This is a genomic window from Syntrophales bacterium (assembly GCA_035363115.1).
Taxonomy (GTDB): Bacteria; Desulfobacterota; Syntrophia; order Syntrophales; family PHBD01; genus PHBD01.
Genome location: DAOSEM010000008.1, coordinates 71,475 through 90,577 on the forward strand (window position 1 = coordinate 71,475; position 19,103 = coordinate 90,577).

General features: G+C 64.8%; 20 protein-coding genes. 14 read left to right on the forward strand and 6 right to left on the reverse strand.

What is annotated here, in order from left to right; translation table 11 throughout:
- Positions 1-129 precede the first annotated feature (129 nt).
- Positions 130-1,755, forward strand: coding sequence for a hydroxylamine reductase (gene hcp / locus PLO63_14275; GenBank protein ID HOI75307.1), 1,626 nt, complete (start codon positions 130-132; stop codon positions 1,753-1,755).
- A 123-nt stretch (positions 1,756-1,878) separates the two neighbouring features.
- Positions 1,879-2,220, forward strand: coding sequence for a cupin domain-containing protein (locus PLO63_14280; GenBank protein HOI75308.1), 342 nt, complete (start codon positions 1,879-1,881; stop codon positions 2,218-2,220).
- A 206-nt stretch (positions 2,221-2,426) separates the two neighbouring features.
- On the opposite strand, the gene PLO63_14285 is transcribed toward PLO63_14280, so the two are convergent.
- Positions 2,427-4,424, reverse strand: coding sequence for a 3-hydroxyacyl-CoA dehydrogenase NAD-binding domain-containing protein (locus PLO63_14285; protein HOI75309.1), 1,998 nt, complete (start codon positions 4,422-4,424; stop codon positions 2,427-2,429).
- Positions 4,425-4,693: 269 nt separating this feature from the next.
- On the opposite strand from PLO63_14285, the gene PLO63_14290 reads away from it, so the two are divergent.
- The 8 genes from PLO63_14290 (at position 4,694) to PLO63_14325 (ending at position 11,950) form a co-directional block, all read left to right on the forward strand.
- Complete coding sequence (locus PLO63_14290; GenBank protein ID HOI75310.1) at positions 4,694-5,110, forward strand: MarR family transcriptional regulator; 417 nt, start codon at positions 4,694-4,696, stop codon at positions 5,108-5,110.
- A 148-nt stretch (positions 5,111-5,258) separates the two neighbouring features.
- Positions 5,259-6,026, forward strand: a complete 768-nt coding sequence (locus tag PLO63_14295; GenBank protein ID HOI75311.1) for a 4Fe-4S binding protein — start codon at positions 5,259-5,261, stop codon at positions 6,024-6,026.
- A gap of 30 nt (positions 6,027-6,056) precedes the next feature.
- Positions 6,057-7,094: a hypothetical protein gene (locus tag PLO63_14300; protein ID HOI75312.1), complete on the forward strand. Its 1,038-nt coding sequence runs from the start codon at positions 6,057-6,059 to the stop codon at positions 7,092-7,094.
- A 160-nt stretch (positions 7,095-7,254) separates the two neighbouring features.
- Positions 7,255-8,373 carry an ABC transporter substrate-binding protein gene (locus PLO63_14305; protein HOI75313.1) on the forward strand — a complete coding sequence of 373 codons (1,119 nt, stop codon included), beginning with the start codon at positions 7,255-7,257 and terminating at the stop codon, positions 8,371-8,373.
- 135 nt (positions 8,374-8,508) lie between these two features.
- Complete coding sequence (locus PLO63_14310) at positions 8,509-9,375, forward strand: branched-chain amino acid ABC transporter permease (protein HOI75314.1); 867 nt, start codon at positions 8,509-8,511, stop codon at positions 9,373-9,375.
- 165 nt (positions 9,376-9,540) lie between these two features.
- Positions 9,541-10,416: a branched-chain amino acid ABC transporter permease gene (locus PLO63_14315; protein HOI75315.1), complete on the forward strand. Its 876-nt coding sequence runs from the start codon at positions 9,541-9,543 to the stop codon at positions 10,414-10,416.
- Positions 10,416-11,165, forward strand: coding sequence for an ABC transporter ATP-binding protein (locus PLO63_14320; GenBank protein ID HOI75316.1), 750 nt, complete (start codon positions 10,416-10,418; stop codon positions 11,163-11,165). The genes PLO63_14315 and PLO63_14320 overlap by 1 nt, the downstream gene beginning before the upstream one ends.
- A complete protein-coding gene (locus PLO63_14325) occupies positions 11,162-11,950 on the forward strand; it encodes an ABC transporter ATP-binding protein (GenBank protein ID HOI75317.1) in 789 nt (262 codons plus the stop codon). The genes PLO63_14320 and PLO63_14325 overlap by 4 nt, the downstream gene beginning before the upstream one ends.
- Here the strand turns inward: PLO63_14325 and PLO63_14330 are convergent.
- Positions 11,926-12,195, reverse strand: coding sequence for a hypothetical protein (locus tag PLO63_14330; GenBank protein HOI75318.1), 270 nt, complete (start codon positions 12,193-12,195; stop codon positions 11,926-11,928). The two genes, PLO63_14325 and PLO63_14330, sit on opposite strands and share 25 nt — an antisense overlap.
- 118 nt (positions 12,196-12,313) lie before the next feature.
- Between PLO63_14330 and PLO63_14335 the strand changes: the two genes are divergently transcribed.
- Positions 12,314-13,360: an MBL fold metallo-hydrolase gene (locus tag PLO63_14335; GenBank protein ID HOI75319.1), complete on the forward strand. Its 1,047-nt coding sequence runs from the start codon at positions 12,314-12,316 to the stop codon at positions 13,358-13,360.
- 28 nt (positions 13,361-13,388) lie between these two features.
- Here PLO63_14335 and PLO63_14340 read toward each other — a convergent pair whose 3' ends face one another.
- The 4 genes from PLO63_14340 to PLO63_14355 are packed head-to-tail and all read right to left on the reverse strand — an operon-like array spanning position 13,389 to position 16,615.
- Positions 13,389-14,204, reverse strand: coding sequence for a hypothetical protein (locus PLO63_14340; GenBank protein HOI75320.1), 816 nt, complete (start codon positions 14,202-14,204; stop codon positions 13,389-13,391).
- The gene (thiE, locus tag PLO63_14345) at positions 14,201-14,842 is read right to left on the reverse strand and encodes a thiamine phosphate synthase (GenBank protein HOI75321.1); all 642 of its coding nucleotides are present in this window, start codon (positions 14,840-14,842) and stop codon (positions 14,201-14,203) included. Before thiE ends, PLO63_14340 begins: the two co-directional genes overlap by 4 nt.
- Entirely contained in the window at positions 14,839-15,648 is an 810-nt protein-coding gene (gene thiM / locus PLO63_14350) for a hydroxyethylthiazole kinase (GenBank protein HOI75322.1), read from the reverse strand. The genes thiE and thiM overlap by 4 nt, the downstream gene beginning before the upstream one ends.
- Positions 15,649-15,703: 55 nt before the next feature.
- Positions 15,704-16,615 (reverse strand): patatin-like phospholipase family protein, encoded by a 912-nt coding sequence (locus PLO63_14355; protein HOI75323.1) that lies wholly within the window; start codon positions 16,613-16,615, stop codon positions 15,704-15,706.
- Between the two features lie 138 nt (positions 16,616-16,753).
- Here PLO63_14355 and PLO63_14360 point away from each other — a divergent pair, with 138 nt between their 5' ends.
- From PLO63_14360 to PLO63_14370, 3 genes are read left to right on the forward strand one after another with little or no spacing between them, the layout of a single operon-like run.
- On the forward strand, positions 16,754-17,257 hold the full coding sequence (locus PLO63_14360; GenBank protein HOI75324.1) for a Fur family transcriptional regulator: 504 nt from the start codon (positions 16,754-16,756) through the stop codon (positions 17,255-17,257).
- On the forward strand, positions 17,254-18,249 hold the full coding sequence (locus tag PLO63_14365) for a metal ABC transporter substrate-binding protein (GenBank protein HOI75325.1): 996 nt from the start codon (positions 17,254-17,256) through the stop codon (positions 18,247-18,249). Before PLO63_14360 ends, PLO63_14365 begins: the two co-directional genes overlap by 4 nt.
- Complete coding sequence (locus PLO63_14370; GenBank protein HOI75326.1) at positions 18,240-19,088, forward strand: metal ABC transporter ATP-binding protein; 849 nt, start codon at positions 18,240-18,242, stop codon at positions 19,086-19,088. The genes PLO63_14365 and PLO63_14370 overlap by 10 nt, the downstream gene beginning before the upstream one ends.
- Positions 19,089-19,103 lie beyond the last annotated feature (15 nt).

Genomic DNA, 19,103 nt, shown 5'->3' on the forward strand with positions numbered 1-19,103 from the left:
GCTCTGTTCTGTAAATCATGGCAGGAAAAGAGCAGAACTCTTGATTTAAGTCAAGGACCGCTGCGTCGATGCGGGTTATGTGTTCAGAAAACGGACGGCGCCCCCGATGCGCCGGGACAGGAGGAAGTCATGTTTTGTTTTCAGTGCGAGCAGACGGCGAAGGGGACGGGATGTGAAAAGGGCGGGGTGTGTGGAAAACCGCCGGATGTGGCGGCCCTGCAGGATCTGCTGGTTTATGCCCTGAAGGGCTATTCCGGGACCGTGCTGGCGGCCCGCCGGACAGGCCTTGACGATTCTGGATCCGGCCCATTTACCGTGCGGGCCCTCTTTGCGACCCTGACCAACGTCAACTTCGATCCGGAACGGATCGCCGTGCTGGTTCGCGAATGCGCGGAAAGAAGGGACGCCCTCCGGGAGAAGTTTCCTGAAGCGGGCGGCACGCCGCCGGAAGGAAAGGCCTTCTCGTTTGCCCCGGCGGATTCCCTGGAGGGGCTCGTCCGCCAGGGGGAGGAGGTCGGCATCCCGACGGCGGATAGCCTCGATCTGAACATCCGCTCTCTTCGGGAACTCCTGACGTACGGGCTCAAGGGCGTTGCCGCCTATGCGGACCACGCCCGAATCCTGGGCCGGGAGGACGAGGCCGTCTACGGATTCTGCCACGAGGGTCTGGCGGCGACACTCGACGAAAGCCTCGGCGTGCCGGATCTCCTGGGGCTCGTCCTGAAGTGCGGCGAAATCAACCTTCGGGCCATGGAGATCCTGGATGCGGCCCACACGGAAACCTACGGCCATCCTGTGCCGACAAAGGTACCCCTGGGGACGAGGCCGGGGAAGGCCATTCTCGTTTCCGGCCACGACCTGAAGGACCTCGATCAGATCCTTCGCCTCAGCGCGGGCAAGGGGATCGACGTGTACACCCATGGCGAGATGCTGCCTGCCCACGGCTATCCGGAACTCAAGAAGCACCCGCACCTGTACGGCCATTACGGGACGGCCTGGCAGAACCAGCACCGGGAATTCGCCGCCTTCCCCGGGGCGATCCTGATGACGACCAACTGCCTCCAGAGGCCTCGGGAGGAATACGCGGACCGGATCTTCACCACCGGAGCCGTTGGGTGGCCGGGCATCCCGCATCTGGAGCGGGAGTCCTTTTCCGCGGTGATCGAAAAGGCCCTGTCCCTGCCGGGATTCACGGAGGAGACGGGGGAGAAGTCCGTCACCGTAGGGTTCGGGCGGAACGCGGTCCTCTCCGTGGCTGGCGCGGTGGTGGAAGCGGTGAAGGCCGGGAAGATCCGGCACTTCTTTCTCGTGGGAGGCTGCGACGGTGCCCGGCCCGGGCGGAGCTACTACACCGAATTCGTCGAGAAGGCGCCGGCCGACACGGTCATTCTCACCCTGGCCTGCGGGAAGTTCCGGTTTTTCGACCGCGACCTGGGGGACATCGGCGGGATCCCGCGGCTCCTCGACATGGGCCAGTGCAACGACGCCTACTCGGCCGTGAAGATCGCCCAGGCCCTGGCGGAGGCATTCGGCATGGGGGTGAACGAACTCCCCCTGTCCCTGGTCCTGTCGTGGTACGAGCAGAAGGCCGTGGCGATCCTGCTGACGCTGCTCCACCTGGGGATCCGGAACATCCGCCTGGGGCCGTCCCTGCCGGCCTTTGTGTCGCCGGGCGTCCTGGACGTCCTGGTGAAGGACTTCGGCCTCATGCCCATCACAACGGCGGAGGCGGACCTGGCGGCGATCCTGAATTAAGCAGGGGGTGGTTTTTCATCGGCCCCCTTCCCAAATTTTTTCCGGGGTGGATGTTCATCCACCACCCCCGATTCAGGGGGACGGATGGCGTGTCCGTTCCCGTTTCCAGATGGAGGTGGAACCATGGAACGAATCGATGCAAAAGAGGCGGATCTCCGGGGCAGGGTGCTCGAGACGGCGGCCCTGGCGGCCTACCAGGAGGGCTCCGTGGTGAGCCGGCAGATCCTGGGCCGGAAGACCGGGACGGTCACGCTGTTCGCCTTCGACGAGGGGCAGGGGCTCAGCGAGCACACGGCACCCTTCGACGCCCTGGTCCTGGTCCTGGACGGGGAGTCGGAGGTGTCCATCTCGGGGAAACCGCACCGGCTGAAGGCCGGGGAGATGATCATCATGCCCGCCGGCGAGCCCCATGCGCTCCAGGCCGTCAAGGCCTTCAAGATGATGCTTGTCATGATCCGGTCGTGAAACAAACCGAAAAAGGTCGGATGGTTTTGCGTTGCAACCAACGATCCGGCCTGTTTTCTTCCCGGCCGGGTCACTGGAAATGACGGAGAGGGCTGTCCTCCCTTCGGCCCGGTCACCCGTTCCTTTCCGGTCCGGGTCAGGAACGAAAAAGGGCCGGCGGTTTCCCGCCGGCCCCGTTCGTTACGGGCAGATCACGCCACCCGGTCTCAGTAGAAGGTCTTCCCGAAGAGCTTCTTGCTCAAGCCCGTCAGGTCCGCCCACTTCATCGGGCCGCCCTTGTCCGGCGGGAATCCCACGCCCCAGATCATGCCGACGTCGATCATCCGGACGTCGTCGACGATCTTGCGGTCCAGGAGGTCCTTGCCGACCTTCACCATGGCCTCCATGATGCCTTCCTGAATCTGCTCATCGTTGCGCTCGCGCGTTGTGGCCGCCTTCGCGATGAGGGGCAGAACCGTCGGGTCCACGGAGCCGTCCTTCACGAAGAAGCCCTTTCCGTTTTTCTTCAGGCCCCAGCGGCCGTCGGCCACTACGGCATTGAGGGTCTTCTGGTCCACGCCCATGCCCTTCAGGACCTTGGCGGGGACGTCGATCCCCACTTCATCCGTCAGCCGGATGGGCCCCACGGGCATGCCGAACTTCACCATGGCCTTGTCCACCTTCTCGATGGTGTTCCCTTCCTCCACGTACTGGAATGCATTGAGGATGTACGGGAAGATCAGGGCGTTCACCACGAAGCCGGGGTTGTCCTTGCAGGTGATGGGGCGCTTGCGGATGAGGGCCACGAAATTCAGCAGGTTGTCCACGGTCTCCCGGGATGTCTTCGCGCCCTGGATGACCTCGACGAGCTGCATCATCCAGACGGGCGAGAAGAAGTGGAGGCCGCCGAAGCGCTCCGGGTTGGTCACGTAGGGGGCCATCTTGTCGAGGGCCAGTGACGAGGTGTTGCTTGCGATGACGCAGTCCGCCGGGACGACGGGACAGAGCTCCTTGTAGACCTGCTCCTTGACCCCGATGTCCTCGAAGACGGCCTCGACGACGATGTCCACGTCCTTGAAGTCCGCCGTGTAGTCGGAAACCGTGATGATCCGGCTCATGATGGAGTCCACGGGCTCCTTGAGGCGTTTCTTCTCCGCCATGCCGGTGAGGATCTTCTGCACGAAATCCTTCCCCGGCTGGAGGGCCGCTTCCACGTCCTTCACGACCACAGGGATCTGGGTGTTCCGGAGGATCTCGATGACGATGCCCCGGCCCATGGTGCCGAAGCCGAGCACGGCCGCCTTCTTGAGGGCCTTGGGCTGGAATCCCTTCGACATCATGTTCTTCGGCTTGTCCGTCAGGCCCTTGATGAAGAAGGTGTTGATGCTGCCCTTCGACTGGGGCGCCATGACCACCTTGACGAAATTGGCTTTTTCGATCTCCAGGCCCTCATCGAGAGAGACTTTGAGCCCCCGGTGCATGGAATCCAGGGCCAGCATGGGCCCCGGGATCTCGCGGCCCTTGGTGGCCTTGAGGACGCCCTGTTTCGCCATATCGGCCACGGCATCCACCTGGGAGAAATCCTGGGCCGGCCGCTTCAGGTCGGCCTTGCCGGCGATGATGTCCGCCAGGAACGTCTTCGCCTCCGCCAGGAGGTTACCCGTGGCCGGGATCAGCCGGTCGATGATGCCCAGCTCCAGGGCCTTGGCCGCCGGCAGCATGGATCCCTTGAGGATCAGCTCGAAGGCGCCGTAGCCGATGAGCCTCGGCAGGCGCTGGGTCCCGCCGCCTCCCGGGAATAGCCCGACGTTGCACTCGGGCAGGCCGATGACGGTGTTCTTGCCTTCCTTGGCGATCCGGGCCGTACAGGCCAGGGCAAACTCGAGGCCGCCCCCCAGGCAGTGGCCGTGAATGGCCGCCACAACGGGGATTCCCAGGGCGCTCATCTTGCTGAACGCACCGTGGAAGGTATCGAGAACCTCCTGGACCTCTTCCGGCTTCTCCAGCTCCGAGATCATCTTGAGATTGGCCCCGGCGAGAAAATTTTCGGGCTTTCCGGAGAGGAAGAGGATCCCCTTGAGACCCTTCTCCTTCGCCAGATCGTCCATGAGGGCGAAATAGTCCTTGAAGGCCTGCTCCGTCCACGTGTTCATGGCATCGCCCGCCACGTCGAAAGTGACCACTCCGATGCCGTCCTCCACCTTCAGTTGAAAAATGCTTCCCATACGCTACCTCCTTTGAGATGAATGGAACAACCCGGCTGATCCCTGCGACGCTTTTCCCAGCCTGCATCTCCCGGAGGAGGGCAGACGTGTTTGTGTAGCACAGATCCCCTCCGACGACCATGGAAATCCATCCCCGGGTTCGCCGCGCCGTCCGATCCCGGGAAGGAAGACCGTCCGAGGCGGCCGGTTTGCTGGGGACAGGCGGGAAAACCCGTTGACACGACGTTTTGGGAATGATATTTAGCACACGAAATAGAAGAGGCGATCCCATGGCACCCCCTTATGAAGACTGCATCGTATTCCTCCTGTCCAAGGCCTACCAACGCGCCCACGGGAAGCTGAAGAAAAGGCTGCAGCAGCACGGCCTGACGCCCCCGCAGAGCCTGGTGATCCTGGCGCTGAACGAGGGGGAAGGGGTCTCCGCGGGGGAACTGGCGCGGCGCCTGACCCTCGATTACGCGACGCTGTCGGGGCTTCTGGACCGTCTGGCGGAGGCAGGCTGGATTGTGAAGGAGACCGCCGACGACGACCGGCGGACCCTCCGGATCTCCCTCACGGACAAGGCGAGGGAAGCCGCCGGCGAGCTCATCCGAGCCAGGGACGGCGCCAACGACGAGATCATGGAATGCCTGCGGCCCGAAGAGCGCCTGCTCCTGAAACGCATGCTCCGGGACCTTCAGGCGTAAAAATTTTTCCTCTATTATTTCGTACGCGAAATTCATGGCCGGCGGGGCCGGACGCGATCAACAGCCGGACAGCAGAAAAATTTAAAGAGGGAGCCTCGCGGGGGCGGGAGATGGACCTCCGGCGGGCAGTCCCGGGAAAGGACTAGCGATGAGCAAGGAAGAAATCAGGCAGCATGGCATGGAACTGGGTGCGGATGCGGTCGGCTTCGCCGCCGCCGGGGATTACAAATCGCCCCGGACGCCGGCGCTCGAGTCGTTCCTTCCCTCCGTGAAGTCCCTGGTCGTCCTGGGCTACCGGGAGGTCGACGGGTCCCTGGACAGTCCGGTCGCCCGGATCAGCATGATGGAGCGCATCGGCATCATGGGGACGACCCAGCGCAACAACTACCTGATGGCCCGCTGGCTGGAGGACCGTTTCCAGGCAAAGGCGGCGGCGGTGGCCCCCTCCTACCCCCTGAACATGGGACCGCCGCATTTCGGCGTCGTGGCCGACGTGTCGCTCCGCCATGCCGCCGTGGCGGCGGGGCTGGGTGTCTTCGGCCGCCACAACCTGGTGATCCACCCGACGTTCGGCACCCGGCTGATCTTCACGGCGATCCTGACGGACCTGCCCCTGACTTCCGATCCGCCCGTGACGGACGAGCTATGCAACGACTGTGGTCTCTGTGTCGAGATCTGCCCGGCGAAGGCCCTCGAGACGGAGGGCCGGACGGAAGACATGAAGTGCCTGCGGGTGTCGCAGCCTTACGGCATCGGCTCCGCCATCGGCTTTCTCCGGAAGCTGGCAGGCATGACGCCGGAGGAGCAGAAGGCCATGTTCATGAATCCGCAGTTCCTGAACCTTTACCAGGCGTCCTTCATCGGGTTCCAGTACGAATGCTTCCGCTGCCTGGCCGTCTGCCCGGCCGGCCGCTGACATCCGCGGCCGGAGAAAGGAGGAAGGGTGATGAAAGAGAAGATGAGCCGCTTCGTGATGGACTACGTGATGAAGGACGGGGCCTGCGCCGCGGGCATCGTGACGGTCGAGACCCTGCGGGGCGGGCCGCCCTCGGCGGACCTCTCTTACGTGCTTCCGGAGGCCAGGTCCGCCGTGTCCTTTGCCGTTCCCCTGGACGCGTCCCTGATCGAGCCGTTCCTGAGCAAAAGGGACCGCCTGTCCCACGAGCGGGACAATTTCCGGACGAACAACCAGGTCGGCGGCATCGCCCTGGGACTGGCGAAGAACCTGTCCCAGAAAGGCTTCCCCTCGGTTCCCGTGGCGGCCAACGAGGTCTATCGGGCCGACGCGGGGCGCGGCGCCATCGACATGCATCCCGACATCTCCCTGCGCTATCTCGCGGTCCGCTCGGGCGTCGGCTTGTTCGGGCTGTCGGGCAACGTGCTGCACCCGGAGCGCGGAGCCGCCGTCATCCTGGGGGCGGTCGTGACCTCGCTGGAACTCCTGCCCACGGAACCCCTGCCGACGGAGAAGAACTACTGCGACCGCTGCCGCCTCTGCATGGCCCTGTGTGCTTCCGGCATGATGGACCCGGAGGAGGAGGCGACGGTCACCCTGGGCGGCCATGAATTCAAGTACGCGAAGCGCCGCAATTACCTGCGCTGTGAATACGTTTGCGGGGGCTTCACGGGACTGCACCCCTCGGGCCGCTGGTCCACCTGGTCCCCCGGGCGGCTCCCCGTCCCGGAGAAGGACGAGGACTATCTCTCCGCCATCGTGACCGGCATGAAGAAGTACGGGCGCTGGCCCCGGATGGCCGGCGGCCATTATCACCTGCTGATGCGCGATCCCCTGTACCTGACCTGCGGCCACTGCCAGATCGCGTGCCATCCAGACAAGGAGGTGAGGAAGCGCCGTCACCGGATGGTCGTGGAGAGCGGCTGTGTCGTCCAGAATCCCGACGGATCCCTGGAGGCCATGGCGCCGGAGAAGGTCCGGGAGCGGCTCGCCGGGATGCCCGCGGAGGTCCGGTCCCTCTACGAATAGGGGGAGGGGGACGGCCGGGGCGGCCTTGCCGAAAGCGCAGGCTTGAGAAACATGGCTGATTGTGCCGTGTCCATCCGGATCCCGAACCCGGCTTTTTCATTGACACGTTCTGCGGTACTCCGGTAAGTACTAAATACTTTTACCGAGGAGGAACGCAGACATGTCGAAAATCAAAGCGCTTTTCGTAATCCTGCTCCTGGCACTCTTTGTCGCCTCGCCCGTCCGGGCCGCCCAGGATACGATCAGGATCGGCGCCGCCTTCGCCCTCTCCGGAAGCATCGCCGTCTATGGCGAGGGATTCCGGAAATGCGTGGACCTGGCGGTGGACGAGATCAACGCCAAGGGAGGAATCAAGGGCAAGAAGATCCAGATCGTCTACGAGGACAACAAGAGCACGCCCAAGGACTGCGTGACGGCCGTCCGGAAGCTCATCACCATCGACAGGGTCCCCGTCCTCTTCGGACCCGCCGGGAGCTCCAACTTCATGGCGGCGGCGCCGGTGGCCCAGCAGAGCAAGGCGGTCATGGTCTCCGCCCAGGGAACGGCCGAGAAGCTGACCCAGGCCGGACCGTTCATCTTCCGAATCATCCCGTCCAACGCGAAGCAGGGACAGCGGCTGGCCAAGCTGGCCTTCGACATGGGCTACAAGAAGCTGCCCGTCATGTACGTCAACAACGACTGGGGCCTGGACCTGAAGGACGGGTTCGTGGAGAGCTTCAAGCAGATGGGCGGCGTCGTGACGGACGTCATCCCCTTCGACGAGAAGAAAACGGACTACCGGACGGAGCTGCTCCGGGCCGGCAAGGGCAATCCCCCCGCCATCGTCAACCTGACCTACATCAACGAGGGGGCCGTCCAGTTCAAGCAGGCCTACGAGATGGGAATCAAGACACAGTGGCTCTGCGGTTCCGCTGCCCGGGCCCCGAAGATGGTGGAGCTGGCCGGCAAGGCCGCCGAGGGCATCATCGGGACCTATCCCTCCGTTCCCCAGGATACGAAGCAGTATCAGGCCTTCAAGAACGCCTACAAAAAGAAGTACGGCGACGACAAGATCCCCATCTTCGGCGACTACAACTATGACATGGTGTACCTCGTCGCGAAGGCCATCGAGAAGGGCGGCTACACCGCCGATGGCATCCGCAGGGCGCTTCCCGTCGTGGCCAAGGGGTACAAGGGCGTCACGGGAGACAAGACCTTCGATGCGAAGCGCGGCATGCTGAACGCCGACATGGGCATCTGGACCGTCAAGGACGGCAAGATCGTCGACTACAAGAAGTAAGGGAGACCCCCCGACGGATCTTCTCCCGGGCCGCCCGATCCTCCGGGCACACCGGCGGGGAAGCACCGCAAGGTTCCGCGAAACACGGGTTCCGGTGTCCACGGGGCGCCGGAACCCGCCTTTTTTGTGCACTCCATGGACATTCTCCTTCAATCCGTCGTCAACGGCATTCTCGCGGGCTGCATCTATGCCCTCTTCGCCATGGGGCTGACGCTGATCTACGGGGTCCTCAACTTCGTCAATTTCGCCCATGGCGAGTTGATCATGTGGGGGGCCTATTTCCTGTACATCTTCATCTCGGAGCCCTTTTCCCTGCCCCTCGTCGTGGCCGTCTTCCCGGCGATCCTCTGCACCGTCTTCCTCGGTATCGCCATGGACTTCGCCGTCTTCCGTCCCCTCCGGAAGGCGGACCGGCTGACGCTCCTCATCGCCGCCATGGGTCTCTCGTTCCTGCTCCGGAACGCCGCCCAGTTCTTCTGGGGGGCCGAAGTGCAGACCTACGGCCTCGAGATCACACGGGGCTACCGATACCTGGGGGTGAGCCTGACGGCGAACCAGATCCTGATCATCGTGGTCACGGTGATCTGCGTGATCGGGGTCTATCTCCTGTTCTTCCGGACCAGCATCGGCAAATCCATGCGGGCCGTCTCGGACAACCTGGACCTGGCCCGGGTGGTCGGGATCAACGCCCGGCGCTCCATCCGGGCGGCCTGGATCGTCTCGGCGGCCCTGGCCGGGACGGGAGGGATTCTCCTGGCCCTGGACACGAACCTGAATCCCGAGATGGGCGTCATCAACCTCGTCAAGGCCTTCGCCGCCACGCTGATCGGCGGCGTCGGGAACCTCTGGGGGGCGCTCCTGGGCGGTCTCCTCATCGGCCTGGCGGAAAACTTGAGCGTGCTGGTCATCTCCCCGGGGTACAAGGACGCCGTGGCCTTCGCGATCATGGTGGTGATTCTGCTGACACGTCCATACATCGTCACGGGAAAGAGGATGGATTGATGGCAGCCTCGGAAAATGACCGGATACTGCGTTGCACCACGCCCCTCGTCGCTGCGGCGTACGCAAGGGTACGCCTCGCTTCTCGGTGCGGGTGCGCTTTGCCTGCGGCCATTTTGCGAGGCCTTTGCGCCCCCGGCATCGTGCCGGGCCCTCACGGGTGAACGTATGGATCTGCTCCTGCACCTGTGCGTCGTCATCGCCATCTATTCGATCTTCGCCATGAGCCTCAACCTCGAGGTGGGCTACACGGGGCTGTTCAACTTCGGCCACGTGGCCTTCCTCGGCATCGGCGCCTATGCATCGGCCCTTCTCAGCCTCGCCGGATTTCCCTTTTTCCTGTGCCTGGCGGCCGGCCTCGCCGCGGCGGGCCTGGCGGGCTTTCTCCTGAGCATCCCGGCCCTCCGCCTTCAGGGGGATTACTTCGGCATCGCCACCCTGGGCTTCGGGGAGATCCTCCGCCTCGTCTTCCAGAACGAGGTGTGGCTGACCAAGGGGCCCATGGGACTTCCGGGCATTCCGAAGCCGGAGATGCTGGGGGTCCGGTTCGAAAGCCTCCCGGAATACCTGGGCCTGGCGGTGGTCGCGGCGCTCTTGACGTACCTCGCCATGGGGCTGGTCACGGAGAGCCCCTTCGGCCGAGCCCTCCGGGCCGTCCGGGACGACGAGACGGCGGCGGAGATCCTCGGGAAGAACGCCTTTGCCTTCAAGACCCGCTCCTTCGTCATCGGTTCCGTCTTCGCGGGATTGGCGGGGGTTCTCTGGGCGCATTACACCTCTTTCATCAGCCCGTCGGACTTCACGCTCAACGAGACGATCGTGGTGCTCCTGATCGTGGTTCTCGGCGGAAAGGGGACCCGTCCGGGGCCCGTGGTGGGCGCCATTGCCCTCATCTTTCTCCAGGAGTCCCTGCGCTTCCTCCGGCTGCCCCCGGAGTGGACGCGATACCTGGGCCCCATGCAGCAGATGGTCTTCGGGGCGCTCCTGGTGGCCCTGATGGTGTTTCGGCCCGAGGGCATCATGCGGGAAAAGAGGAGGAAGTGATGCTGGAGATCCGGGGCGTCACCAAAGCCTTCGGCGGCATCCGGGCCGTGGCGGACTGTACCCTGAGCCTGGAGGGGCTGGCCATATCCGGGCTCATCGGCCCCAACGGCAGCGGCAAGACGACCCTCTTCAACATTATCTCGGGCCTGCTGCGGCCCGACGGGGGTCAGATTCTCTTCGACGGTGTCCGGATCGACGGCCGGCCGCCCCACCGGATGGTCCGCCTGGGGCTGATCCGGACCTTTCAGCTTTCCCGGGTCTTCGCCGGCATGACCGTCCTGGACAACCTGCTCCTGGCGCCCCGGGGACAGCACGGCGAATCCCTGCGGTCCCTTGCCTGGAGGCGGGGTGCAATCCGGCGGCAGGAGGCCCTCAATCGTGAGAAGGCCCTGGAGACGCTGGAGATCCTGGGAATTTCCAGGCTCCGGGACGAGTTTGCCGGGAACCTCTCCTACGGGCAACAGAAGCTGCTGGAGATGGGCCGGGCCTTCATGACGGAGCCGAAGCTGATCCTGCTGGACGAGCCGGCGGCGGGCATCAATCCCTCCATGATCCGGACGATGATCGATACGATCGTGCGGATGAAGGAGGCCGGAGGCCGGTTTTTCATCATCGAGCACAACATGGACGTCATCGTCGAGTTGTGCGAAAAGATCTTCGTTCTGGACCACGGGGAGAAGATCGCCGAGGGAACACCCGAGGAGATCCAGAGCGATCCCAAGGTGCTCGAGGCCTATCTCGGAGGATGAGCGTGTCACACGGGGAAAACGGGCCGGCGGTGATTCTGGAGGTGGAGGAGGTCTTCGCCGGCTACGGCAAGATCGAGGTCCTGCACGGGACGTCCATCCGCGTCCGGGAAGGGGAGATCGTCTGCATCATCGGTCCCAACGGCTCCGGGAAGTCGACCCTCCTGAAGACGGTCGTCGGCCTCCTCAAGCCCACCCGGGGATCCGTGCGCCTCTCCGGGCGGGAAGTGGGACGCCTGGATCCGCAGGAGAAGGTCCGCTTGGGGATGGCCTACATTCCCCAGGGGAGGAACGTGTTCCCGTCGCTGACCGTAATGGAGAATCTCCAGATGGGAGGCGTGTCCCTGGGTGACGCGAGAGCCGTCCGGCAAGCCGTGGAGAAGGTCCTGGAGGACTACCCCGTGCTCCGGGAGCGGGCGCGCCAGCAGGCGGGCAATCTCTCCGGCGGGGAGAAGCAGATCCTGGCCCTGGCACGGGCCGTTATGACCCGGCCGCGGCTGATCCTGCTGGACGAGCCGTCCATCGGCCTGGCGCCCAGGATTATCGAAGACATCTACAACCGGCTCCAGGAGATCAACCGGGGGGGAGTCAGCCTCGCCGTGGTCGAGCAGAACGCCCGGAAGGCCCTCTCCGTCGCCGATCGGGGGTACGTGCTGGACCTCGGGGTTACGCGCCTGGAAGACACGGGGGCGCACCTTCTGGACAACGAGGAGGTCCGGAGGCTTTACCTGGGGGAGAAGGGGAACGGTCCGGATCCGGCGCCTCAGGACCCGCCGTCCCGGCGGTAGCCGTCCATGGCCTGCTCGATGAGGATGAGCAAGTATTCCAGGTCCTCCAGGGCGTTCCGGTACTGCCGCTCCGTGACGGCCCCGGGGTGGTCCCGGCGGAACCGCTCCACCAGTTGCCGGTATTCCTCTCTTGCCGCCAGGAATCCCTCGTCGCCGCCCCGCATGAGGCTCTCCTGCAGGTAGAGGGCGGCCAGCCTGACGTCCTCCGCCGATTCCAGCAGGTCCTGCCGTGAGCGCTCGTCCATTCTTTCCCGTCCTTTCCCGCCTCCGCGGTGCGATCCTTTCCGGCGTATCTACCGGAGGCTTTACAGGAAGGCAAGAAATTGCCTACAATGGCGCGAAACCGGAGGAGCCTTCCACGCCATGTTTCGAGCCGCCCTCGTCAACGATCCCTTCGAGGACCCTGTTGTCTACCTGGACAGCAAGTACCGGCGAGACGGAATCCTCTTCGACCTGGGGGACCTCCGGAACCTCGTTCCCCGGAACATCCTGAAGGTCCGCCACGTCTTCGTCTCCCATGCCCACATGGACCACTTCATCGGTTTCGACCACCTGCTCCGGGTCCGCCTGGGGCGGGAGCGGCCCCTCAGCCTGTTCGGCCCCCCGGGGTTCCTGGAACGCCTGGAGAACAAGCTCCGGGCCTATACGTGGAACCTCGTGGAAAACTATTCCGATGATTTCACCCTGACCGCGACGGAGGTTGGGCCGTCGGAGCGTGTCACCCGCCGCTACCGGTGCCGCACCGGCTTCCAGCCCGAAGGGGAGGAGATCGCCCGCTTTGAAGACCCTCTCTTCGAGACGTTCCTGGCGGAGGAGCGGCTCTTCTCGGTGCGGGCGGACCTGATCGATCACGGCATCCCCTGCCTGGCGTTCCGTTTCGAGGAGAGGAACCGGATCAACTTCAAGCGCAACGTCCTGGATCAGCTGGAGCTGCCGACGGGGCCGTGGCTCATGGAGCTGAGGCAGAGGATCCTGGACGGGGAGCCGGACGACACCCTCGTCCGGGCCTGGTGGAAGGACGGGCAGGGGGGAACGGCGGAGCGGACCCTGCCCCTGGGGCTTTTCCGGGAAAAGGCCGTCAAGATCTCCCCCGGGATGATCATTTCCTACGTTACCGACGCTGTCTTCACACGGGAAAACGTCCGCCGCATCGCGGCCGTCGCGGCGGGGGCGGACCTCCTGTTCATCGAGGCCACGTTCCTGCACGAAGAGCGGGACAAGGCCTTCCTCAAGCGCCACCTGACGGCCTGCCAGGCCGGTTGGCTGGCGCGGCTGGCCGGGGCCGGGCGGTTGGTCCTGTTTCACTTTTCCCCCAAGTACCGGGGCCAGGAAAGGGAGATCCTCGCGGAGGCGGAGGCGGCGTTTCGCGGGGAGAAAACGCCGGAGCCGGCGGAAGACGGAATGGCGTAGAACGCGGCTTCCTGGGAATGCAGCGCCGTCAGAACGCCAGGAATCGCTCCAGCGCCTCCATGGCCCCGGCAATCCTGGCCGCGGCGGGATTTCCCGCGGGATCCGCGGTAGCGGGCCGAAGCGAAAAGAAGTGACAGGAGACGGGGGCCTGGAAGACCTCCCCCAGGCGGGCCGTCGTCTCGGCCCTGCGCCGGTCGATCTTCTCCCGCTCCCCGTAGGCGTCCCCCTCCGGTTCGTTGATCCCGAAGTCGTCCACCAGAAGGACCCCTTTCCACTCCTGGCACTCCAGGGCCAGGCGGACGGCATTCCAGAACGGCAGGTCCGACTTGTGCGCCCCGAGATCGGCCGAGTTCGCCACTCGGATCGCCTGCCGGGCGGGCGGTGAGGCACTCTCCGCGATGGGCCGGGCCGGGATCCCCAGCCCGGCCAGGGAGTTGAGGATGGCGTCCGTTGCCTCGGCGTAATGATCCGTGGCGATGACGGTGGTCAGGCCCGCCTGCCGGACGCAGGTCCGGAGAAAGGCTGTCCACAGGGGATCGACGGCGTTGGCCCGGAAGTAGGAATCGCAGAAGCGGGAGACGGCCAGGTCGATGCCTCCCCGGGATGCCTGCGGCTTGAGGGCCGCCAGGCGTTCCGCAAGGACCCGGCGGTAACCGGCCCGGGTGGTGCTCCCCTCGGTCCAGGTCGGGTTGACCAGCTCGATCCAGAACAGGTCGGGAGTCACGCCCAGTGTGGCGAGGCCGCTTGTCTCCAGTTCCTCCCGGAGGGCGTCCGGGGCGGCGAAGCGAGGTGCCGAGAGCGACAGCGTCCCGGAAAAATCCAGGACGGCCAGCTTCTCCGTCAAGGCCTGTCCTTTCTATTCGCGATGGCGCCGGCGATGATCCGGGCAAGGTCCCGCGAGGCCTCCCGGGGGTCTTCCGCGGCACAGATGGCGGAAACCACCGCCACCGCGTCGGCCCCCGCCCGGACGGCATCGGCGGCGTTTGCGGCGTTCAGCCCCCCGATGGCGACGAGGGGGTGGCGCGAGAAGGCCCGGATCCGGGCCAGCCCTTCCATGCCCCAGGGCTCCTTCGTGTCCGTCTTGGTCGGCGTGGCGAAGACGGGGCTGACGCCGAGGTAGTCCACGTCCAGCGATTCCGCCCGCTCCACATCCTCCCAGGACTCCACGGACAGGCCGATGAGCGCCTTCGGCCCGAGGATCCGCCGGGCGGTTTCGTAGGGCATGTCGTCCTGCCCGACGTGGAGCCCCGCGGCGCCCGAGGCCAGGGCCACGTCGAGGCGGTCGTTGATGATCAGGGGGATCCCGAAGGAGTCCAGGAGCTTCCTGATCCGGAGCGCCTCCTCGACAAAGGGCCGGGTCGGCAGGTCCTTCTCCCGGAGCTGGACGGCGGCGGCGCCGCCCTCCACGGCGAGCCGGACGACCTCCTCGACGGCCCTCGGCCCGCAGAGATCCCGGTCGGTGACGAGGTAGAGGCCTTTCATTGGAGGGTCTCCGCCTTCAGCCGCTCCCGGATGTCCTGCTCCGTCATGAGCCAGAGGGCGTCCAGGAAATAAAGCTGCAGGGTTCCCGGTCCGGCGGCCTTCTCGGCCGCCATCTCGCCGGCGATCCCCATGACCGCCATGGCGGCGGACACGGCAAGCACCGGGTCGTCCAGCACCGCGGCAAAGGCGCCGCAGAGGGCCGTGGCCGTGCAGCCCAGGCCGGTGACCCGGGGCATCAGCGGGTGGCCGTTCCGGATGCAGACCGTCTCCGCCGGGCCGACGATGTAGTCGGTCTCCCCGCTGATGCAGACGACGCTCTTCCGGGCCCGGTTCAGTTCCCGGGCGGACGCTATGGCGCTGTCCGATCCGACCAGGCTGTCCACGCCTTTCGTCTTCGCATCGCTCTCGACGAGGGCCCGGATTTCTGAGGCATTGCCCCGGATCACGGACACCGGCACCGCCTCCATGATCTCCAGGGCCGTCTTTGTCCGGTACGATGTGGCACCGGCTCCCACGGGATCCAGGATGACGGGGATCTTCCTCCGCTCCGCTTCCCGGGCGGCCAGGAGCATGGCATGGATCCAGTGTCCGCTCAGGGTGCCGATGTTGATCACCAGGGCCTGGGCCAGGCCCGCCATCTCCTCCACTTCTTCGGGGGCGTGGGCCATTACCGGCGAGGCTCCCAAGGCCAGGAGGGCATTGGCCGTCGTGTTCATGACGACAAAGTTCGTGATGTTGTGAACCATCGGCGAGCGTCGGCGAACCTCGTCGAGGGCGGCGGCAATCCGGTCGGGATGAAGATCCATGATGTTCTCCTCTTGCTTTGCTCTGAATGCATTTTGGGTGCGCAGTCGATCCGTTTCAGGTCATCCGGTCCCGGATCAGGGGAATGACCAGGCTGGCGGATCGATATCCCTCGTCGATGGCCTCCGCCCCGCGGTTGAACTCGAAGAGGGCGATGTCGGCCAGGTGAGGGGTGATCAGGACGTCCGGGGGCTCCGCCTGGAGCCTCTGTCGGGTGATCCGGTCCTGCATGATGTAGAGGGACCGGGTGATCACCTCCAGCAGCGTGGGACCGCGGAGAGACGAGTTCCCATTGGAACGCAGCCAGGCGGAAGGGTTTGTCCAGGGCATGCTGGCGTCCAGAAAATCGGCTACTTTTTCCTGGATCACCTGGTTTCGCCGGCGGCGTTCCCGGGTGAAGAGGGACTTTCCCAGGATGTCCGAGTTCAGGCTGACGGCAATGACGATGTCGGCCCCCATGGCGCGGCAGAGGGAGACCGGAACGGGGTTCACGAGCCCGCCGTCCAGGAGCCAGCGGGTGCCTTCCGGGTAGGGCGTGAACATGACGGGCACGGAGATGCTTGCCCGCATGGCATCGATGAGGGATCCCTTCCGGAGCCAGATCTCTTTTCCCGAATACAGGTCCGAGGCAACCGCGCCGAAGGCCACGGGCAGGTCCTCGATGTGAAGGTCCGTCAGGCGCTCCTTGAGATAGGCGGTGATCTTGTCTCCTCCCATGAATCCCGAGCGGGGGAGCCGGACCTCGAGGAAGCGGAAGATGTCAGGCCAGCGGAGCTCCCGGACCAGCGTCTCCATCTCGCCCAGGAAACCCGCCGCCCAGCATCCCCCGACGACGGCTCCCATGGAGGCGCCGCAGACGATGTCGATGGGGATATCCGCCTCCCGGAGGCAGCGGACGACACCGATGTGGGACCAGCCGCGAGCGGACCCGCTGCCCAGGGCAAGACCGATACGCTTCCGTTTCTTCACCTTTCCTCCGGTTGTTCGGCTTGGAAAATCAGACGGCTGACAAATACGGGAAAAGCCGGTCCGGGTCAATTCCGAATGAATCTTGACAAACGCAACCTGGTTGCGTTAAATGTGCACCCCATGGAAACCGCTTCATTATTGGAAAATTTGAAGGACTCCGGCTGCCGGATCACCCGGACCCGGAGGGCCGTCCTGGACATCCTGTCTGCCAGCCGCGTGCTCCTGTCGGCGGACGACCTCCGCCGGGCTCTCGCCGCGCGGGGGCTCAGGGTGAACAAGACCACGGTTTACCGGGAGTTTTCCTTCCTCAAGGGCCGCGGCATCGTCCATGAGATCCATTTCGGCGACGGGACGGTCCGGTACCGGCTCTGTCCGGATACGCACCATCACCACGTCATCTGCATGAACTGCAAGCGGGCGGAGGAAGTGGCCCTGGAGGGGGATTTGCGGGAGTTGGAGGCCGACATCGGCCAGACCAAGGGTTTTCAGATACTGCATCACACGCTGGAGTTTTTCGGTCTGTGCTCCGACTGCCGCTTGGCAGCCGGGCCTCCGGAGCCTTCGGGGCTTCCCGCCGCGGACCCGGCGGATCGGGTGGCGGCGGGAACGGTCCGGAAAGAAGAAGGAAAGGACATTTCATGAAACCAGTCGGAAAGCGCGGACGGATCGCCGTCATCACCATCGGGATCCTCTGTTTATCCCTTTTCCTGCTGACGATTGCCTGCCGTCCGGGCGGCGATACGGGACCGGTACCGGGAAAACCGGAAGTGGTGACGACGCTGTTCCCATTGTACGATTTCGCCCGCCAGGTCGGCGGGGACCGGGTTCACGCGGCGCTGCTCCTGCCCCCGGGGGTGGAGCCCCATGCTTTCGAGCCCCGGCCCGGGGATGTCGCCCGGATTCAGCAGGCGGCTGTTTTCATCTACACGGGCAAGTTCATGGAGCCCTGGGCGGAGCGAATTCTGGCGGGACTGGACCGGAAGCATCTCCGGATCGTCGATGCGAGCCGGGGGATCACCCTGCGGCGGGGTGAATCAGGACATGAGGATCACGATCATCACGAGGGGAGTGCCCAACAGGGGCACCGTCATGCCGACGCGAACGTGGATCCCCACGTCTGGCTCGACTTCGAAAACGACATCCGGATCGTGGACTCCATCGCCACCGCCCTGGCAGAGGGGAATCCCGGTAACGGCGACTTCTATCGCCGAAACGCCGCATCGTACCGGGAAAAGCTCCTGGCCCTGGACCGGAGATACCGTGAGACGCTCTCGTCCTGCCGGAAAAAGGTCATCGCCCACGGGGGCCACTTTGCCTTCGGATACATGGCCCATCGCTACGGACTGGAATACCATACGGCCTACCCGGGATTCACCGCCGACGCGGAACCTTCTCCCCGGGACCTGATGCGGCTTGCCAAAACGGTCCGCCGGCATGGCCTGACGGCTGTCTACCAGGAGGAACTGGTCAGTCCGAAAATTGCCGAGGCCGTGTCCCGGGAAACGGGAGCCGCTATTCTGACATTGCACCCGGCCGCCAACATCAGCCGGGAGGATATGGAGAAGGGCGTCACGTTTCTCGATCTGATGGAAAGAAACCTGGAAAACCTCAAGCGAGGCCTGTCATGTCCATAGACGTTCTCGACGTCCGTGGCCTTACGTTCCGATACAACGGTGCGGATATCCTGGAAGATCTTCATTTCTCCGTGAGAACGGGGGATTATGTGGGACTGGTAGGGCCGAACGGCTCGGGGAAGACGACCCTGATCCGGCTTCTTCTGGGCCTGCTCGATACGAAGCAGGGGGAGATCCGGCTCTTTGGGCGGTCTGTCGCGGGATTTCGGGACTGGATGAGGGTGGGATATCTGCCCCAGAAAGCGGCCTTCGTGGGGCCCCGCTTCCCCGCCACGGTGCGGGAGGTTGTCGCCCTGGGCCGGCTGGCAGGGAAGCGATTTCCCAGGGTCCTCGGGCGCTCCGACCGGGAGGCCGTCGGACGGGCTCTCGATCGGCTGGACATCGCCGATCTTCGGGACCGGCCTGTGGGAGAGCTCTCCGGGGGCCAGCAGCAGAGGGTCCTGATCGCCCGAGCCCTCGTCAACGATCCGGATCTCCTGATCCTCGACGAGCCCGCCTCCGCCCTCGACCCGGAGGTTCGGGACCGCTTCTTCCAACTCCTGGCGGACCTGAACGCCGGACGGAAGGTGACCATCGTCATGGTGACCCACGACCTTGGGACCATCGGCCGGTACAGCTCGAAGCTTCTTTACCTGGACAAGCGGATCGTGTTTTACGGTACGTATGAGGAATTCTGCCATTCCGAAGACGTGACCCGCATCTTCGGGGCCTTCTCCCAGCATGTCATCTGCCACCGCCACGGGGCTCCGGCAGGCGACGGGCTGGTGCCGTATCCCGTTTCGCCGGGTACGGCCGCCGGGTCCGGGATGAAACACCGGTTCGGGGAGGCCGGGAAATGAACTGCCGGGAGGGAA

What these genes read in the sequence shown, in the direction of transcription:
- hcp (HOI75307.1), top strand. Translation starts at nt 130, where the DNA reads ATGTTTTGTTTTCAGTGCGAGCAGACGGCGAAGGGGACGGGATGTGAA.
- PLO63_14280 (HOI75308.1), top strand. Translation starts at nt 1,879, where the DNA reads ATGGAACGAATCGATGCAAAAGAGGCGGATCTCCGGGGCAGGGTGCTC.
- PLO63_14285 (HOI75309.1), bottom strand. Translation starts at nt 4,424, where the DNA reads ATGGGAAGCATTTTTCAACTGAAGGTGGAGGACGGCATCGGAGTGGTC.
- PLO63_14290 (HOI75310.1), top strand. Translation starts at nt 4,694, where the DNA reads ATGGCACCCCCTTATGAAGACTGCATCGTATTCCTCCTGTCCAAGGCC.
- PLO63_14295 (HOI75311.1), top strand. Translation starts at nt 5,259, where the DNA reads ATGAGCAAGGAAGAAATCAGGCAGCATGGCATGGAACTGGGTGCGGAT.
- PLO63_14300 (HOI75312.1), top strand. Translation starts at nt 6,057, where the DNA reads ATGAAAGAGAAGATGAGCCGCTTCGTGATGGACTACGTGATGAAGGAC.
- PLO63_14305 (HOI75313.1), top strand. Translation starts at nt 7,255, where the DNA reads ATGTCGAAAATCAAAGCGCTTTTCGTAATCCTGCTCCTGGCACTCTTT.
- PLO63_14310 (HOI75314.1), top strand. Translation starts at nt 8,509, where the DNA reads ATGGACATTCTCCTTCAATCCGTCGTCAACGGCATTCTCGCGGGCTGC.
- PLO63_14315 (HOI75315.1), top strand. Translation starts at nt 9,541, where the DNA reads ATGGATCTGCTCCTGCACCTGTGCGTCGTCATCGCCATCTATTCGATC.
- PLO63_14320 (HOI75316.1), top strand. Translation starts at nt 10,416, where the DNA reads ATGCTGGAGATCCGGGGCGTCACCAAAGCCTTCGGCGGCATCCGGGCC.
- PLO63_14325 (HOI75317.1), top strand. Translation starts at nt 11,162, where the DNA reads ATGAGCGTGTCACACGGGGAAAACGGGCCGGCGGTGATTCTGGAGGTG.
- PLO63_14330 (HOI75318.1), bottom strand. Translation starts at nt 12,195, where the DNA reads ATGGACGAGCGCTCACGGCAGGACCTGCTGGAATCGGCGGAGGACGTC.
- PLO63_14335 (HOI75319.1), top strand. Translation starts at nt 12,314, where the DNA reads ATGTTTCGAGCCGCCCTCGTCAACGATCCCTTCGAGGACCCTGTTGTC.
- thiE (HOI75321.1), bottom strand. Translation starts at nt 14,842, where the DNA reads ATGAAAGGCCTCTACCTCGTCACCGACCGGGATCTCTGCGGGCCGAGG.
- thiM (HOI75322.1), bottom strand. Translation starts at nt 15,648, where the DNA reads ATGGATCTTCATCCCGACCGGATTGCCGCCGCCCTCGACGAGGTTCGC.
- PLO63_14365 (HOI75325.1), top strand. Translation starts at nt 17,254, where the DNA reads ATGAAACCAGTCGGAAAGCGCGGACGGATCGCCGTCATCACCATCGGG.
- PLO63_14370 (HOI75326.1), top strand. Translation starts at nt 18,240, where the DNA reads ATGTCCATAGACGTTCTCGACGTCCGTGGCCTTACGTTCCGATACAAC.